The organism is Sphingomonas sp. NFX23 (genome assembly GCF_049887795.1).
Classification (GTDB): Bacteria; Pseudomonadota; Alphaproteobacteria; order Sphingomonadales; family Sphingomonadaceae; genus Sphingomonas.
Map to the genome: position 1 here is coordinate 337,252 of NZ_JAGEKH010000003.1, position 15,316 is coordinate 352,567.

Consider the following 15,316-nt stretch of genomic DNA (forward strand, 5'->3'; position numbering starts at 1 on the left):
GATGCGTTACGCTGTTGCATGAGGCAGGACGTAGACGTCCGGATACCTTAGCAGTCGCTTTCCTACTTTATCGCTATGGCGGTGGGGACGCTAGAAAACGCGCAAGGCCTGATAGACCTGATCATGCCCCCTGTTCGAGCTTGTCTACGGGAGCAAGGCGCGCGCGCCTGTTGCACTTCGCCCGCTCAACTACGCTGATGACGAAGAACTCCCGATCATCTCCGCAACCTTGGCTGCCAGCCCTTGCATCGTGAAAGGCTTGGTGAGCAACGCCATCCCGGGTTCGAGATGCCCGTTACCGACCGCCGCATTCTCCGCATAGCCGGTAATGAAGAGCACCTTCAGGTCAGGGCGGAGAGAACGCGCCGCGTCAGCGACCTGCCGCCCGTTCATGCCGTTGGGTAAGCCGACGTCGGTGATCAGCAGCTCGATCTTGGCACCCGATTGCAACACCTTGATGCCTGCTGCGCCATCCGCTGCGCCAATCACGGTATATCCCTGCTCGTCGAGCACCTCGTCGATGAGATGTCGGATCGTCGATTCGTCATCGACCACCAGGATCGTCTCGCCGCTAGCCAAGGCAGCGGATGCGATCGCCTCTTCCTGATCACTCGGCAAGGCATCGCCCGCATAGCGAGGAAGATAGATGCAGATCGTGGTTCCCTGCCCCAGCTCGGAGGAGATCCTCACCTGTCCACCCGACTGGCGAGCGAAACCGTAAATCATCGAAAGACCGAGCCCGGTGCCCTGACCAATCGGCTTGGTCGTATAGAAGGGTTCGAAGGCGCGCTCGATCGTTGCCGGCGACATGCCCGTGCCGGTGTCGGTGACGCAGACCGACAGATATTGGCCGGGCGGCAGGTCGCGCTCCAGAGCCGCGCGATCGTCCAGCGATGTCTTCGCCGTATCGATCGTGATCCGCCCGCCTTCGGGCATGGCGTCCCGTGCGTTTATGCAGAGATTGAGAATCGCGCTTTCGAGTTGCGTCGCGTCGATCATCGCGGGCCACAGCCCGGCCGCGCCCACCACCTCGATATTGGCGGTCGACCCGACCGTCCGGCGCAGCAGATCCTCCATTCCCGCGATCAGGCGATTGACGTCGGTTGGCTTGGGATCGAGCGTCTGCCGACGCGAAAACGCGAGCAGCCGCTGCGTCAGGGAAGCGGCCCGCCGTCCGGCACCTTGGGCAGCGTTGATGAAGCGCTCGGCGTCGTCGAGCTTGCCACGTTCCAGGCGCAACTGGAGCAACTCCAGGTTGCCCATCATGCCGGTAAGGAGGTTGTTGAAGTCATGCGCCAGACCACCGGTAAGCTGGCCGACCGCTTCCATCTTCTGTGCTTGGCGTAGCTGATCTTCGATTTGCCGCTGCCCGGTCATATCGACGCCGACGCCGGTTCGCCGGACAGGTTTGCCGTTCTCGTCGAAATAGGTGTGTCCACGGGACAGCACCCATCGGACCGATCCGTCCGGATGAACCAATCGATATTCTAGCTCCAGATCTCCCGAGCGTTGCAGACCGCCAGACATTGTCTTCTGCAGCGAAATACGGTCCTGCGGATGAACGTTGGCGAGGAACTCCTCGCGAGGCAGGCCGGCGGCACCGCGCTCGGGGTCGAGTGCGTACAACGCCGAGACCGCCGCGTCGCAAAAGAAGAGGTCGGTGGCGACGTCGTAGGTCCACACGCCGACGCCCCCCACGGCCGACAGGGCGAGGCGCGCGAAATCCTGCTCGTCGTGCAGCCTCGCCTCCATCTCGCGCTCGGCCGTGACGTCGCGGCCGGTAGCGTAGGTGATGTCACCAGCCGGTGCGGCGACCCATGAGATCGTGCGGTTCGAGCCATCCTTGTGCCTATACCGGTTTTCGATTCTCAGCTGGTTCCCCGCCGCGGCCGTCTCATAGGCGTCGACCGTCTTGTCATGATCGTTCGGGACGACGAACTCGTTGACATGGTGTCCAATCAGCTCGTCGGGCTCATAGCCAAGAACCGTGGTCCAGGCCGGATTGACCCGGCGGAACATACCGTCGAAGTCGACCGCCACGAGAAGATCGGGCGAGGTGTCCCACATGCGGTCGCGCTCGGCCGTACGCTCATTGACCTGCCGCTCGAGCGTCGCGTTCAGCTTACGCAACTTCGCCTCGCTCGCTTGAAGAGCGGCCTCTGCATCGCGCCGGGCACTGATGTCGCTTGCCGCTCCGAACCATTCGATGATCTCGCCTGCCGCGCCCAGCAGCGGAACGGCGCGCGACTGCGTCCAGCCGACAGTGCCGTCCGAACGGACGACGCGATGTTCGAGATCGAACGTCGTCTTGAGCCGGATCGCGTCATCGATGGCTGCGGTCACCGCGGCGTGATCGGTCTCGGGAATATAGGACAGCAACCACGAACGATTCGGCTTCGACGAAGACGTGCTCGGCAGGAAGCCGCCGCCGTCGAGCTCCTTCATCTCTCCCCAGTCCGGACTCATTCGGTAGAGGACGTCCGAACTCGCTTCGGTCAGGAGGCGGAGGCGGGCTTCGCTCTCGCGCAAGCGCTGTTCGACGCTAACCGCATTCTCGGTCCGATCTGTCATAACGTCCTTAGCGCGCCGATCTATTCCAGCCATTTACCAACTGCCGAACACAGTGCAAATCGCACCTGATTACCTACGCAATTGAGGTGCTCCGATCGTTCCATAACGCGCCCGACCTCGGGCGGGTTCGAGCTGCGGCTTTGCGACTTTGCCGCGTATGCCGCTATTCGGATACGCGGTGTTTCAGCATGCTGGCTTTGTACAGAAGGCGTTCCATTTTTCCTATCGCGGCGCCCGACAACGTCAGGGGATCGTCGAGATCACCGGTGCCATCGCCGACGATCAGGCCCTCGACGGTCAAATGCAGGAGCCAACGGGATGCTACTGCGGCTGGAATGCGGTGCAACTCGCTGATGTCTCGCCCGGTCATGCGGACACTGCGCGCGTCGGCAATGAACAGTTCGAGAAGAAAGTCCCAGCTGGGTTCGCCGAACAGCGATGCGGGAAGTTCCTCGGTACGGCTGCGCCGGAAGGCCAGCATGAACGCCGCCAGATCGGCAGCTTCGTCATGATCGATCACCCCACGGCACTCCGATCTTCGCGTCTCTTCACAAACAACACCTACACGACGTGGTGGTTGCGACGGTTCAAGACGAAGGAGGAGTGGGCGCGTCCGCGACCGGTTCAAGGTGGTCACGCGCCCTACACATTTGGCAGCCATCACGGTCAAGTGTTCTCATCCCCTCGACCGACAGGCTGATATATCAACAGCCCGACCAGATCGTCCGCACCTGTCCGCCCCTGCCCCGCGCTTTCGTCCAGGTCGGACGCCAAACCCTCTGAAGACAGCCCCCTGAAAAGGCTCAGGGCTGCTCCCCGACCGGTGCGACATACTCGCCCATGTCGGGAGCCTCATCCTGCAACTCGCCGCGCTGCAGGTTCGAGTGGCGGATGCCATAGGCGAAATACAGCACCACCCCGCCCGCCAGGTACCAGAGGAAGAACATCAGGACCTTCATCGGCACCGTCGTGATCAGGTAGACGCACGACGCGATGCCCAGCAGGGGCACAACCGGATACAGCGGTACGGTGAAGCCACGCGGCAAGTCTGGCGCGGCGCGGCGCAGATAGATGACCGACAGGCAGACGATCGAGAACGCCGACAGCGTCCCGACCGAAGTCATGTCACCGAGCACGTTGATGTCGAAGAACCCCGCCGCCACCGCGGTGATGACGCCGACCAGGACCGTGTTGACATAGGGCGTCTTGAACGTCGGATGCACGGTCGCGAACACCCGCGGCAACAGGCCGTCGCGCGCCATCGTGTAGAAGATCCGAGTCTGGCCGTACATCAGCACCAGCACCACCGACGTCAGGCCGATGATCGCGCCGATCTTGATGAGCTTGGCGAGCCAGCTCCAGGTCGGGCCGAAACTGTCGACTACCACAGCGACCGGATCGGGCACGTTGAGCGCGGTATAGGGCACCAGCAGGGTCATGATCGCTGCCACGAGCATGTAGATCAGCGTGCAGACGACCAGCGCCCCGATGATCCCGAACGGCATGTCCTTCTTGGGATCCTTCGCTTCCTGCCCCGCCGTCGAGATCGCCTCGAAACCGACATAGGCGAAGAACACGATCGAGGCGGCGCGCATCACGCCGTCGACGCCGAACTTGCCGTCGCCCTGGCTGGCGGGGATGAACGGCGTCCAGTTGCGCGCGACCAGTTCGTTGAAGTGCGACAGCACGATCGCGCCGCCGACCGCGATGAAGGCGACCAGCACGCCGACCTTGATCGCTACGATGATCGTGTTGACCTTGGCCGATTCCGCTACGCCCCGCACCAGCAGCGCGGCAAGTGCGAGGCAGATCAGGAACGCCGGCAGGTTGAAGATCGTCGTCACAGGGTGTCCGTCGACCAGCACCGGCACGCCGCCCCGCATAAGCGGGTAACCGGCCGGCCCGGTGAACTGCGGCGGAATGTGCACGCCAAAATCGCCCAGCAGGCTGACGACATAGCCCGACCACCCGACCGCCACCACCGACGCCGCCAGCCCGTATTCGAGCATCAGCAGCGCACCCATCATCCAAGCGACGAACTCGCCGAGCGTCGTGTAGCCATAGGTGTAGGCCGACCCCGACACCGGCAACGTCGACGACAGCTCGGCATAGCACAGCCCGGCGAACGCGCAGACGATACCCGCCACGACGAACGACAGCAGCACCGCCGGTCCGGCATGCAGCGCGGCCGCCGAGCCGGTGCGCACGAAGATGCCCGCGCCGATAATGCAGCCGATGCCCAGCATCAGCAGGTTCCATTTGCCCAGCGTTCGCTTCAGCTCGCTCGCCGCGGTTTCGCGTTGCACCTGCGCAATGGATTTGCGCGCGAACATGCGCTCGACGATGCCCCTCGCGGCCTTGGTTGCCATATTTCCCCCGGGGTCAGATAAGCCAGCCAACGCGTCTAAGCGCAGCGACCAACCGGGACAACGCAATCTTCCTACTTTCTAGGGGGTTAGCGTTTCGAAGCCCGTGCCATTCACACAGCTGCCCTACGCTCCGTTACGCGACACAAGGCCAGTGTTGGTGATCGACTGCTGTCATCAATCGTATCCGAATAATCGATTGGACAAATGTCGGTCATTTCCTGCATCTTCCGATCACGCAGGTAACACTGATTGAGAGAGGACGCCGACATGGCCGATTACGAACAGCCCAAGAGCAGCGGTTGCCCGATGGGCCCCAATGGCGGCGGCGAGGTCAAGGCCCGCTCGCTGCTGGGTCGCACGAACAAGGATTGGTGGCCGGATGCGCTGCCGATCGACATGCTGCATCAGCATGGCGTCTCCCCCGACCCGATGGGCGAAGAGTTCGATTATGCCGAGTCGTTCCAGCAGCTCGACTATGGCGCGCTGAAGGCGGACCTGACCGCACTGATGACCGACAGCAAGTCCTGGTGGCCTGCCGATTACGGTCACTACGGCCCGTTCATGATCCGCATGGCGTGGCACGCCGCCGGCACCTACCGCGTGACCGATGGTCGCGGCGGGTCGTCGTCGGGCCAGCAGCGCTTCGAGCCGCTCAACTCGTGGCCGGACAACGGCAACCTCGACAAGGCACGTCGCCTGTTGTGGCCGCTGAAGCAGAAGTACGGCAAGAACATCAGCTGGGCCGATCTGTTCATCCTCGCCGGCAACGTCGCGATCGAGAGCATGGGCGGACCGGTCTTCGGTTTCGCCGGCGGCCGCAAGGACGTCTTCGCCTCCGAGGGCGACACGTTCTGGGGCGCTGAGGAGCTCTGGGTCAACGAGGGTGCGCAGACGCGCATCAGCGAGGATATGCCCGAGCTCGAAGGCCCGCTTGCTGCGATCCAGATGGGTCTCATCTACGTCAATCCGGAAGGCCCGGGCGGTGATCCGAACCCGCTCCTGTCGGCACGCGACATGAAGGCGACGTTCCTGCGGATGGCGATGAACTCCGAGGAAACCGTCGCGCTGACCGCCGGCGGCCACGCGTTCGGCAAGTCGCATGGCGCCAAGCCTGCCCCGCATTTCAAGGCTCCGTCTTCGGAATCCGTGCACATGCAGGGTCTCGGCTGGCTGACCGACAGCGAGGAGATCGGCCAGGGCCACATCACGACCTCGGGCATCGAGGGCGCATGGTCGAACAACCCGACCAAGTGGACCGGCGATTACCTGCGCCTGCTGTTCAAGTACGACTATGAACTGACCGAGAGCCCGGCCGGCGCAAAGCAGTGGCAGCCGGTCAACCCGGCACCGGAGGACATGGCACCCGACGCACGCGATCCCAACAAGCGCGTGCCGACGATGATGACCACCGCCGACATGGCACTGAAGACGGACCCCGAGTTCCGCGAGATCGCGCTGCGTTTCCGCGACGATCAGTCGGCGCTCGACGACGCGTTCGCACGCGCCTGGTTCAAGCTGACGCACCGCGACATGGGTCCGCGGGTTCGCTACCTCGGGCCTGAGGTTCCGGAAGAGACGCTGATCTGGCAGGATCCGGTTCCCGAGGGCACCGCGCCGTCGGACGCCGACGCCGCTGCGTTCAAGGACGCCGTGCTGTCGAGCGGGCTGACGATCGGCGAGCTGGTCAAGACCGCCTGGGCGTCGGCATCGAGCTATCGCCGGTCGGACCACCGCGGTGGTGCGAACGGTGCGCGCATCGCGCTCGCCCCGCAGAAGGACTGGCCGGTCAACGAGCCAGAGCAGCTGAGCAAGGTCTTGGCCAAGCTCAACGAACTTCGCGGCGATATGTCGCTCGCCGATGCGATCGTGCTTGCCGGTTCGGCAGCGGTCGAGAAGGCGGCGCGCGATGCCGGTCACGACGTTTCGGTGCCGTTCCTCGGTGGACGCGGCGATGCCACGCAGGAGTGGACGGATGTCGAGAGCTTCGTGTGGATGGAGCCGCAGGCTGATGGCTTCCGTAACTACCTGAAGACGCGTCACCCGGTGAAGACTGAGGAGCTGTTGCTCGACAAGGCGTCGCTGCTCGGCCTGTCCGCGCCGGAGATGACCGTGCTGGTCGGTGGCTTGCGCGTACTGGGTGCGAACTTCGGCGACGCGCCCGAGGGCATCCTCACCGAGCGTAAGGGCCAGCTGACCAACGACTTCTTCGTCAACCTGCTCGACAACGACACCTTCTGGGATCTGGTCGACACGTCGAGCGACGAGAAGTTCATCGGCTATGATCGTGGTGGTCGCGAGAAGAAGTGGCAGGCGACCCGTACCGACCTGATCTTCGGCTCGAACTCGCAGCTGCGCGCGACGGCCGAAGTCTATGCCGAGAACGGCCACGAGCAGAAGTTCGTTCGCGACTTCGTCAAGGCGTGGGTCAAGGTCATGAACGCCGATCGTTTCGACGTCACGGCCAAGCCTGTTTCGTCAAACCAGGCGACCTGAACTTCGGTGACATGAATATAAGCCGTGGTGGGTCGGACAATGTTCCGGAACACCACGGCTTAGCTATGACTGGCCTATGTAGTTCATAGGCAATTACACGGTACCCGCCCTCGCTCGTCGTCTGGGGCCATTGCGCTACACACGTATGCGAGGCGGTCTGCGAAAGCGCCGGTTATCAGATCTTCGCGAAGATGATCGCATTCGTCACGCCACTTCAGGAACGCCCAAAGTCACCCGTTTCGGCGGTAGACAGACGGATCGCGTGATCGTGACAGCGCCAGCCAGAGAAGCCGATTTTGACAGGTTCCTGGTAAAGCTCATCGACCCAACCAAAGTTACGCGGATGCCTTAGCTCACGGCGCAGTCCGTATGAGCATTTCGCGCTAAATCTTATAACTCTCGGCAAAGGCTCGGGAGGAGACGGAACCCTAACGTCTCGCAATTCTCGACGATGAGTTGAAGATCACCGTGCGAGCCAGCCGCCATCGACGGCAAGGATGTGGCCTTGCACGTAGTTGGCTGCCGCCGACGACAGGAACACCGCCGCACCGCCGAGATCGCTCGCGTCACCCCATTTGCCTGCCGGTATGCGGTCGAGGATCGAACGGTTGCGGGTCTCGTCCGCCTGGAGTGCAGCGGTGTTGTTCGTCGCGATGTATCCCGGTGCGATCGCGTTGACGTTGATGCCCTTGGCCGCCCATTCGTTCGCGAGGAGCTTGGTGAGGCCGCCGATCCCCGACTTCGATGCAGTATAGCTCGGCACGCGAATGCCGCCTTGAAACGTCAGCATCGAGGCGATGTTGACGATCTTGCCGCCACCGTTCGCGATCATGTGGCGACCGGCCGCCTGACACAGGAAGAACACCGACTTGAGGTTGGTGTCGATCACCGCGTCCCAGTCGGCTTCGGTGAAGTTGACCGCGTCGGCGCGGCGGATGATGCCGGCGTTGTTGATCAGGATGTCGAGACCGCCGAGCTTGGCCACCGTCTCGTCGACGACGCGCTGGACCGGTTCGATCGTCGACAGGTCGGCCGACACGATCTCCGCTTTCCGTCCGAGCGCGCGAATCTGCGCGAGGGTATCTTCGGCAGGCGTACGACCGACGCAGGCGACGTCCGCGCCGGCGGTCGCGAGCGCGAGGGCGATCGCCTGGCCGATGCCAGTGTTCGCGCCGGTGACGATGGCGACCTTGCCGGTGAGATCGAAGGGGTTTGTCATGCTTTCTCTCTCATTCCCCTCCCGCCTGCGGGAGGGGCTAGGGGAGGGGAAATGCGGACCAACGCTCGTGGACACGCCCTCCCCCGACCCCTCCCGTTAACGGGAGGGGAGCAGAAGTTACGCCAGCTGGCAGATATCCAGGACGTTCATGTCGGTATAATCCTGGTTCTCGCCCGCCATCGCCCAGATGAACGCGTACGCCTTCGTCCCCGAACCCATGTGGATCGACCAGGGCGGGCTGATCACCGCTTCCTCGTTCGCCATCACAATGTGGCGGGTCGCTTCGCCCTCGCCCATGTAGTGGAACACGCGATCCTTCTCGAGATCGTCGAGCTCGAAGTAGAAATAGATCTCGCTGCGACGTTCGTGGATATGCGGCGGCATCGTGTTCCAGACGCTGCCCGGCTTCAACACCGTGAGGCCCATCACCAGCTGTGCGCTGTCGCAGATCCCGGGAATGACCATTTGGTAGATCGTCCGCTCGTTCGAGTCCTCGAGGCTGCCGCGCTCCAGTGTCGTCGCATCACCGACCGAGATCACGCGGGTCGTGAACGCCTTGTGCGCCGGGCACGACGCCAGATAGAAGCGCGCGCCGTCGCCGGAAAACTGCACGTCCTTGGCGCCCATCGTCACGTACAGGCAATCCTTGTTGCCGAGCATGAACGTCTCGCCGTCGACCGTGACGGTGCCCGTGACCTTGCCGACGTTGACGACCGCGAGTTCGCGACGCTCGAGGAACGGGTGCCCTGCAGCCGATGCCGGCTCGGCCTGGTCGGGCAGCTTCACCGAGCCGCTTGCGACGGCGACGCCGCCGATAACGAAACGCTCGGCATGGGTGTAGTTGAGCACGCACTCACCGTCGCGGAACAGGTCCTGGATCAGGTATCGGTCGCGCAGTTCGTCGTTAGAGACGCACTCCATCATGTCGGGGTGCGTGGCGTAATAAGTGCGGTCGTACATGCGGGACTCCGATGGCCGAGAGATGGATGCCGGAAGCGACACCTCAGTTAATAGAACCGATACCGCTCCGCATATTTTGGCGCAAGTGACCACAATACGGGATTTTCAAATCAATCGCGACCGGCGTCGCCAAGACGGCGTTTGCCCAATGTCTCCGGCGATTGGATGGTCGCGCGGTCGAGCGCCTCGGGGATCAGCGCCATGCACTGGATCGCGGCGAGACCCCATTGCGCGGACGCGTTGGTCGAAACGCCGGGCCATTCGGTGACGTGCCCCTCGGTATGCCGCGGATCGGTCGGCCATGTACCAAGCCCCGCATCAACAGACAGGAATTCGCCCGCCGCTCGGGCAGCGAGTGTCGCATCCTGCGTTTCGTGCGCGACGTACGCGGTGAGCCGCGAATGCGCCTCGCGGAGGTTGCGTGGGCCGAACGGTGCGCCGAACTTCGCCAGATATTCGGCCTGGGGCGCGTTGTACCAGCGACAATAGTCGAGCCAGGCTGTCCGATAGCGCGGCACATCGAGCAGGCGGATCAGTTCGGAACTCACCTCGACAGCGCCGAATACCGCGTTCAGATGCGAGAGCCGGATACCGCGGTTCTGGTCGACGAACCGTCCCGAGGCGAGATCGAACGGCGCGCTGCCGGTCATCCAGCCGTGCGGCAGCCGCCCTATGCTATCGAGCCCGGCGACGATCCGGTCGCGCCAGCGGGAGTCGCCGGTCCGCTCCCATTCGGTCAGCCACGCCGCAGCGAGCGGGCACCAGGTCGTGCCGAAGGTCATCTCGATCGTTCCCGTCGGCAATACCGGCTTCTTCGCCCCCGGTACCTTCCGCCCGATCTCGACCTGCTGGAGCGTCTGGTCGGAGGTGAGCAGGTCGCGCATCAGGTCGCCGACGCGCTCGTCCGCGGTCAGGTAATAGAAGATGCGGCGATAGCTGGCGTTGCTGACGCGTGGCTGTTTCGAGCTGTCGCTCCAGTGCTGGACGCCGTGGCGCGTGCCCATGCCGGCGAAGCGACCGCCGTGATACACGTCGACCTCGCCGGTGTGGCGAGTCATCGCCTCGGCAAAGCGGAACGCCTGCGCGTTGCCGGTGCGCAGGACCGAATACCAGAGCCAGAGGTCGGGCGAGAGTTCGCTGTTATCCCACGCGAACCCGCCGATGTCGTACCGCCAGCGATGCCGGTCGCTGTCATAGGTATGCATGATGTCGCCGTGGTTCCAGAATCCGTACCAGGACCGGCGGTCCACTTCACCAGCGTAGAAATCGATCAAATTGTCGAGCTGGTTCTCGATCGCGGTGCGGTTCGGCGTCGAGCGATCGGGCAGGCCCCAATCGCCGAACACGTGCGCGGCGTGGAGGTGTTCGGGGCTCGCCATCAATTGCGGCGGTGTCGCTTGAGCCTTCGCCATCTGCGCGAGCGTCGCGGTGTCGGGCGTCGCAGGCAGCGCCCAGAGCGTCAGTTCACTGGTGCGGGCGATGCCGGATGCGTCGTCCCAGCCGGGCTCGTAATCCTCATAGGTGACGGACAGCCCCTCGTTTTGCGCGGCAAATCCCTCCATCCCCATTGTGCCGTGATACGGACGCAGGTCCATCGCTGGCGCCTCGGGCGACCATAGCCAGACGGTCAACTGCGCGGTGTCGTGGTCTGCGCCATCGATGTGAAGCGCGGTCGGATGACGCTGCCAGAAATAGCGCTGGCCGAGCGCGACGCCGCCGTCGGGACCGCCGACATACGCAAGACCCGGCGCCCGCGCGCCCTCGTCGGCGTCGATCCAGCCCTGGCCGGGCGCGGTTCGCTTGGTCAGTTGCCAGCCATTGGCGTTGGGCTGTTCGAGGCGGAAGTCGCCCCAGGCCGGAATCCGTTCGAGCGTATCGCGCACTGCGCGCGCCATGCCCGCAAGCGGCGGGGTGGCGTGACCGGCGATCTGCGCCTCGCGGAAGGTACGACCGGGATCACGGCGCAGGCCGGTCAGCGGTCGCACGCCCTCGGCGAACATCTGGCCGTCGGTGGCGATGCGGACATGGCGATCGTGGAGCGCGCCACGCATCGGCACGGACGCCTGCACGCCCAAGCTCGCAAGAAAGTCATGGCCCGCATTGCCGTCGAACACGAAGCTGTGGACGATCCGCAACGCCGCCGATCCGGCATAGGCATAGAGCCGCACCGTAAAGGGGAGCCAGCGACGATCGGCCATCGCGTGCCGTCCCTCGATCTTGACGACCGCGCGGACGGGTCCGCGTTGCTCGATGGTGACCTTTTCGATCTCGCCGGCGAACGACACGGGTTCGCCGTGGAGCGGGTCGGGCTTGACCGAACCGACCAGAGAAACGGCGCCGAGCACGGGCTTCCCGGACTGGCTGGCCGAGCGGACCAATGCGGGGCCGGTGCGACCGATCTCCCAGCGCAAGTCACCGACGTCGATGACCACTGCATCGGTCGACTCGGTGACCTTCACCGCGCGCGTTGGTGCCGTCGCCCGACCGCGCGTGACGATCAGGCCAGCGGGCGCGACATCGGCGGGTATCGCATGGGCGGTCCATTTGATCGAACCGTCGGGCCAGGTCGCGGTGGTCCAGGTCTGCGCGGGTATGTCGGCACCATCGGCGGTGCGAACCGCCAGCGCGGTGTTGCGCTTCAGAACGCCGCGCGGCCACGCGACGCCAAACGTCTGCCCCAAGTGCATCGTCGGCGCGGCCCCGTCGATCCAGCGGATCGGGGCGGGCTGGAACGCAGGCGCAGGCGCGGCATCGAGCCGGACCGGCAACAAAGCGGTCGCACCGCCGAGCAGTGCGACCTTCAGCGTATCGCGCCGCGTAGGGTTCATTGGGGTCATGATCGTCTCCATCAGCGGCGCGTGATCGACAGGTGGCGGATGCGCAGGTGGCTCCACGTGGTCCGCAGCCCGAACTGTCCGGACGCATAGGGTGCGGGATCGTCGAGCGTGAACACCCGCCGCCCGTCGCGCTCGACCGCCACCGTCCACCCGTCCGCGATCAGCCGGATCGTCGTCCAGCGATTGGGCTGAAGCATGTCGGCGATGTCGCGCCTGTCGTGCTGGGGCAGCAGCGGCCGGTCGCCGACGCGGCCGACATAGCGGCGGAAGCGGGCCGTCGTGTTCCGGTTGCCGCCGATACCGACATAATAGGTGCGCAGGCTGTCATAGTCTGCGAACGCACCACTGCGACGGTGCGTGAACACCGATCCGCCGTCGTCTTCGTGCGCCATCCAGAACGCGTTGAGGTCGCTGGTTTTGTCGTTCGCGCCACCTTCGGACACCGCCATCGCCTCGAACCGAATGACGACCGGCGCCGCGACGGGTTTGCGCCACCAGAGCGTCAGGCCCTTCGCGGTATCGATATCGATGATCCCGCCGCGTTCGGTGACTCGCGCCGCGGGATCCTCGGCTTCGACGACCCAATCGGCGAGCGGCTGGCGGGCGATCGACATCGACGGCACGCTGGCGAGGATACCCGCCGCGATGTGAAGCCGTGCATTCAAGAGCATGCTGCCCTCCCCGTGCGCTGTCATCGCGCTCCGCCATTGCATAGGCCGCGAAATCGCCGCCGCCAAGTTCGTGCCGAATATTAGTTATGCATTCCACATGATGGTTATTTCATCGAGATGCCGGTTGCTCTTTCCGGAACCTCGTCGCATCATGCGGGAAAGAAGACGCGGGAGAGTGTGGGTGAAGAACGGCCTGTTAATAGCCATCGCTCTGGGTGCGCCTTCATTGGGTGGTGCCTCCCCTGCCCCGATGCGGATCTTCATCGCCAGCGACTCGACCGCGCAGGATTACAAGGCTGACCGGTATCCGCAGTCGGGTTGGGGAACGATGCTGCGTTGTGCGGTGGCGCCAAACGTCAGCGTCGAGAACCGCGCGATCGGCGGGCGCAGCACCAACAGCTTCATCCGCGAGGGCCGGCTCGACAAGATCGCCGCGGACCTGCGGAAAGGCGACACGCTGCTGATCCAGTTCGGTCACAACGATGCGGGTGTCGACAAGCCTGAACGCTTCACGACTATCGAGCAGTATCGCGCGAACCTTCGCCGCTTTCTCGACGTCGCCAGCCATGCGGGTGCGAAGGCAGTGATCCTGACCCCGGTCGCGCGACGCGATTTCAAGGACGGAGTCGAGCAACCGAGCTTTCCGACCTATGCCGACGCGGCGCGACAGGTTGCACGCGAGACGCGGACGCCGCTGATCGACCTCGGCAAGACGTCACAGGCCTGGGTGCAGGCGGCCGGGGCCGACGCGGCGAAGGGCTATTATTTGCATTACACCGGGGCGGCAGGAGCGCCCGGCTATCCTACCGGCGTGGCCGACGACACGCATTTCAGCGAAATCGGCGCGCGGCGGGTTGCCGATCTCGTGGCAACCGGGCTCCACCGTCTGAAGCTGCCGATCGCGCGCTACGTGACGCCCGGGACTCCCGCCCTGACACGCGCGACGCCGGCGGGTGGCCCGTCGTGCAGCTGATCGGCGCGCTGGCTCTGGGATTTGCTTTGATGAGTACGGCGGCCGAAGCGCAGGTGCGACGGTTCGTGTTCGGTGGTGGCGCGGCCCCAAAGGACACCGTCTCGGTGGCGGCCGGGCGCGCTTATGCGGACGGCTTCGGTTTCGAGGGCGGTAACCCCGCGCTGTTCTCGGTTGGGGTCCCGCCGGGCAATTACCGGGTCACGGTGACTCTCGGCCTGCCCAAGATTCGTACCGACACCAGTATCAAGGCGGAGTCGCGACGGTTGATGCTCGATGCGGTCGTCGTGCCGGCAGGGCGATCAATCACGCAGAACTTCGTCGTCAACGTCCGTAACGCCGCACTCACCCCGCCGCCGCTGAATGCGCCGGGTGGGACCGGGGTGCTGCTCAAGCCACGCGAGCGCGGTTCGTTCAGTTGGGACGACCGGTTGACGCTGGAGATGCTCGGAACGCACACCGGGGTGACCGCGATCGCGATCGAGCCGGTGACGGTGCCGACGATATTCCTGCTCGGCGACTCCACCGTCACCGACCAGCCCGCCGAACCTGCTGCGAGTTGGGGGCAGATGCTCCCCACGTTCTTCCGTCCGGACATCGCCGTCGCCAATCACGCGGAATCGGGCGAGACGATGAAGTCGTTCATGACCGAATTGCGCTTCGCCAAGGTGCTGGAGTCGGCGAAGCCGGGCGATTGGGCGCTGATCCAGTTCGGGCATAACGACCAGAAGGCGCAGTGGCCGCAGACCTACGCCGCAGCCGAGACGACCTATCGAGATTACCTTCGCGCGTGGATCGCGGAGTTTCGTCGACGGGGCGTCGAGCCTGTGCTCGTGACCTCGCCAGAGCGGCGGATGTGGACCGGCGACAAGATCCGCCCAACGCTCACGGACTATGCCGCGGCGGTAAAGGCGGTCGGCGCGCAATTGCGCGTGCCGGTGATCGACCTGAATGCCGCGAGCATCCGCTTCTACGAAGCGCTCGGATCGACGCGCGCACCGCTCGCGTTCAACGATGGCGGCAAGGACGCGACACACCACGACAATTACGGCGCGTGGGTGCTCGCGCGGGCGGTCGCGGCGGGCATTGCTACCGCGAAACTGCCGCTCGCCGAGCATCTGAAGCCGGACCTGACAGCATTCGACGCGGGCCATCCGCCCGACCCTGCCACGTTCCGGCTTGCGCCGAGCGTGGCGCATGATTCCACCCGACCGGACGGAAACTGA

At 64.4% G+C, this 15,316-nt stretch carries 10 protein-coding genes and 1 pseudogene; 3 read left to right on the top strand and 8 right to left on the bottom strand.

Annotated features, from left to right (window positions below; all coding sequences use genetic code 11):
- Positions 1 to 189: 189 nt before the first annotated feature.
- From J4O76_RS09245 to J4O76_RS09255, 3 genes are all read right to left on the bottom strand, one after another.
- Positions 190 to 2,571 carry a PAS domain-containing protein gene (locus tag J4O76_RS09245; RefSeq protein WP_426281441.1) on the bottom strand — a complete coding sequence of 794 codons (2,382 nt, stop codon included), beginning with the start codon at positions 2,569 to 2,571 and terminating at the stop codon, positions 190 to 192.
- A gap of 163 nt (positions 2,572 to 2,734) precedes the next feature.
- On the bottom strand, positions 2,735 to 3,091 hold the full coding sequence (locus J4O76_RS09250; protein ID WP_426281443.1) for a hypothetical protein: 357 nt from the start codon (positions 3,089 to 3,091) through the stop codon (positions 2,735 to 2,737).
- 283 nt (positions 3,092 to 3,374) lie between these two features.
- Positions 3,375 to 4,940: an amino acid permease gene (locus J4O76_RS09255; RefSeq protein ID WP_426281444.1), complete on the bottom strand. Its 1,566-nt coding sequence runs from the start codon at positions 4,938 to 4,940 to the stop codon at positions 3,375 to 3,377.
- A gap of 267 nt (positions 4,941 to 5,207) precedes the next feature.
- Here J4O76_RS09255 and katG point away from each other — a divergent pair, with 267 nt between their 5' ends.
- A complete protein-coding gene (gene katG, locus J4O76_RS09260; RefSeq protein WP_426281445.1) occupies positions 5,208 to 7,433 on the top strand; it encodes a catalase/peroxidase HPI in 2,226 nt (741 codons plus the stop codon).
- Positions 7,434 to 7,896: 463 nt separating this feature from the next.
- On the opposite strand, the gene kduD is transcribed toward katG, so the two are convergent.
- From kduD to J4O76_RS09285, 5 genes and pseudogenes are all read right to left on the bottom strand, one after another.
- On the bottom strand, positions 7,897 to 8,652 hold the full coding sequence (gene kduD / locus J4O76_RS09265; RefSeq protein WP_426281446.1) for a 2-dehydro-3-deoxy-D-gluconate 5-dehydrogenase KduD: 756 nt from the start codon (positions 8,650 to 8,652) through the stop codon (positions 7,897 to 7,899).
- 117 nt (positions 8,653 to 8,769) lie between these two features.
- Entirely contained in the window at positions 8,770 to 9,612 is an 843-nt protein-coding gene (gene kduI, locus J4O76_RS09270) for a 5-dehydro-4-deoxy-D-glucuronate isomerase (protein ID WP_426281447.1), read from the bottom strand.
- Between the two features lie 110 nt (positions 9,613 to 9,722).
- Positions 9,723 to 11,024 carry a hypothetical protein gene (locus tag J4O76_RS09275; RefSeq protein ID WP_426281843.1) on the bottom strand — a complete coding sequence of 434 codons (1,302 nt, stop codon included), beginning with the start codon at positions 11,022 to 11,024 and terminating at the stop codon, positions 9,723 to 9,725.
- Between the two features lie 3 nt (positions 11,025 to 11,027).
- Positions 11,028 to 12,461: pseudogene (locus tag J4O76_RS09280) on the bottom strand (Tat pathway signal sequence domain protein); the annotation flags it as partial.
- Positions 12,461 to 13,120, bottom strand: coding sequence for a DUF6250 domain-containing protein (locus J4O76_RS09285; RefSeq protein WP_426281448.1), 660 nt, complete (start codon positions 13,118 to 13,120; stop codon positions 12,461 to 12,463). The pseudogene J4O76_RS09280 and the gene J4O76_RS09285, both read right to left, overlap by 1 nt.
- A 181-nt stretch (positions 13,121 to 13,301) precedes the next feature.
- On the opposite strand from J4O76_RS09285, the gene J4O76_RS09290 reads away from it, so the two are divergent.
- Both J4O76_RS09290 and J4O76_RS09295 read left to right on the top strand, forming a co-directional pair.
- A complete protein-coding gene (locus J4O76_RS09290; RefSeq protein ID WP_426281449.1) occupies positions 13,302 to 14,093 on the top strand; it encodes a rhamnogalacturonan acetylesterase in 792 nt (263 codons plus the stop codon).
- A gap of 29 nt (positions 14,094 to 14,122) precedes the next feature.
- Positions 14,123 to 15,316 (top strand): rhamnogalacturonan acetylesterase, encoded by a 1,194-nt coding sequence (locus tag J4O76_RS09295; RefSeq protein ID WP_426281450.1) that lies wholly within the window; start codon positions 14,123 to 14,125, stop codon positions 15,314 to 15,316.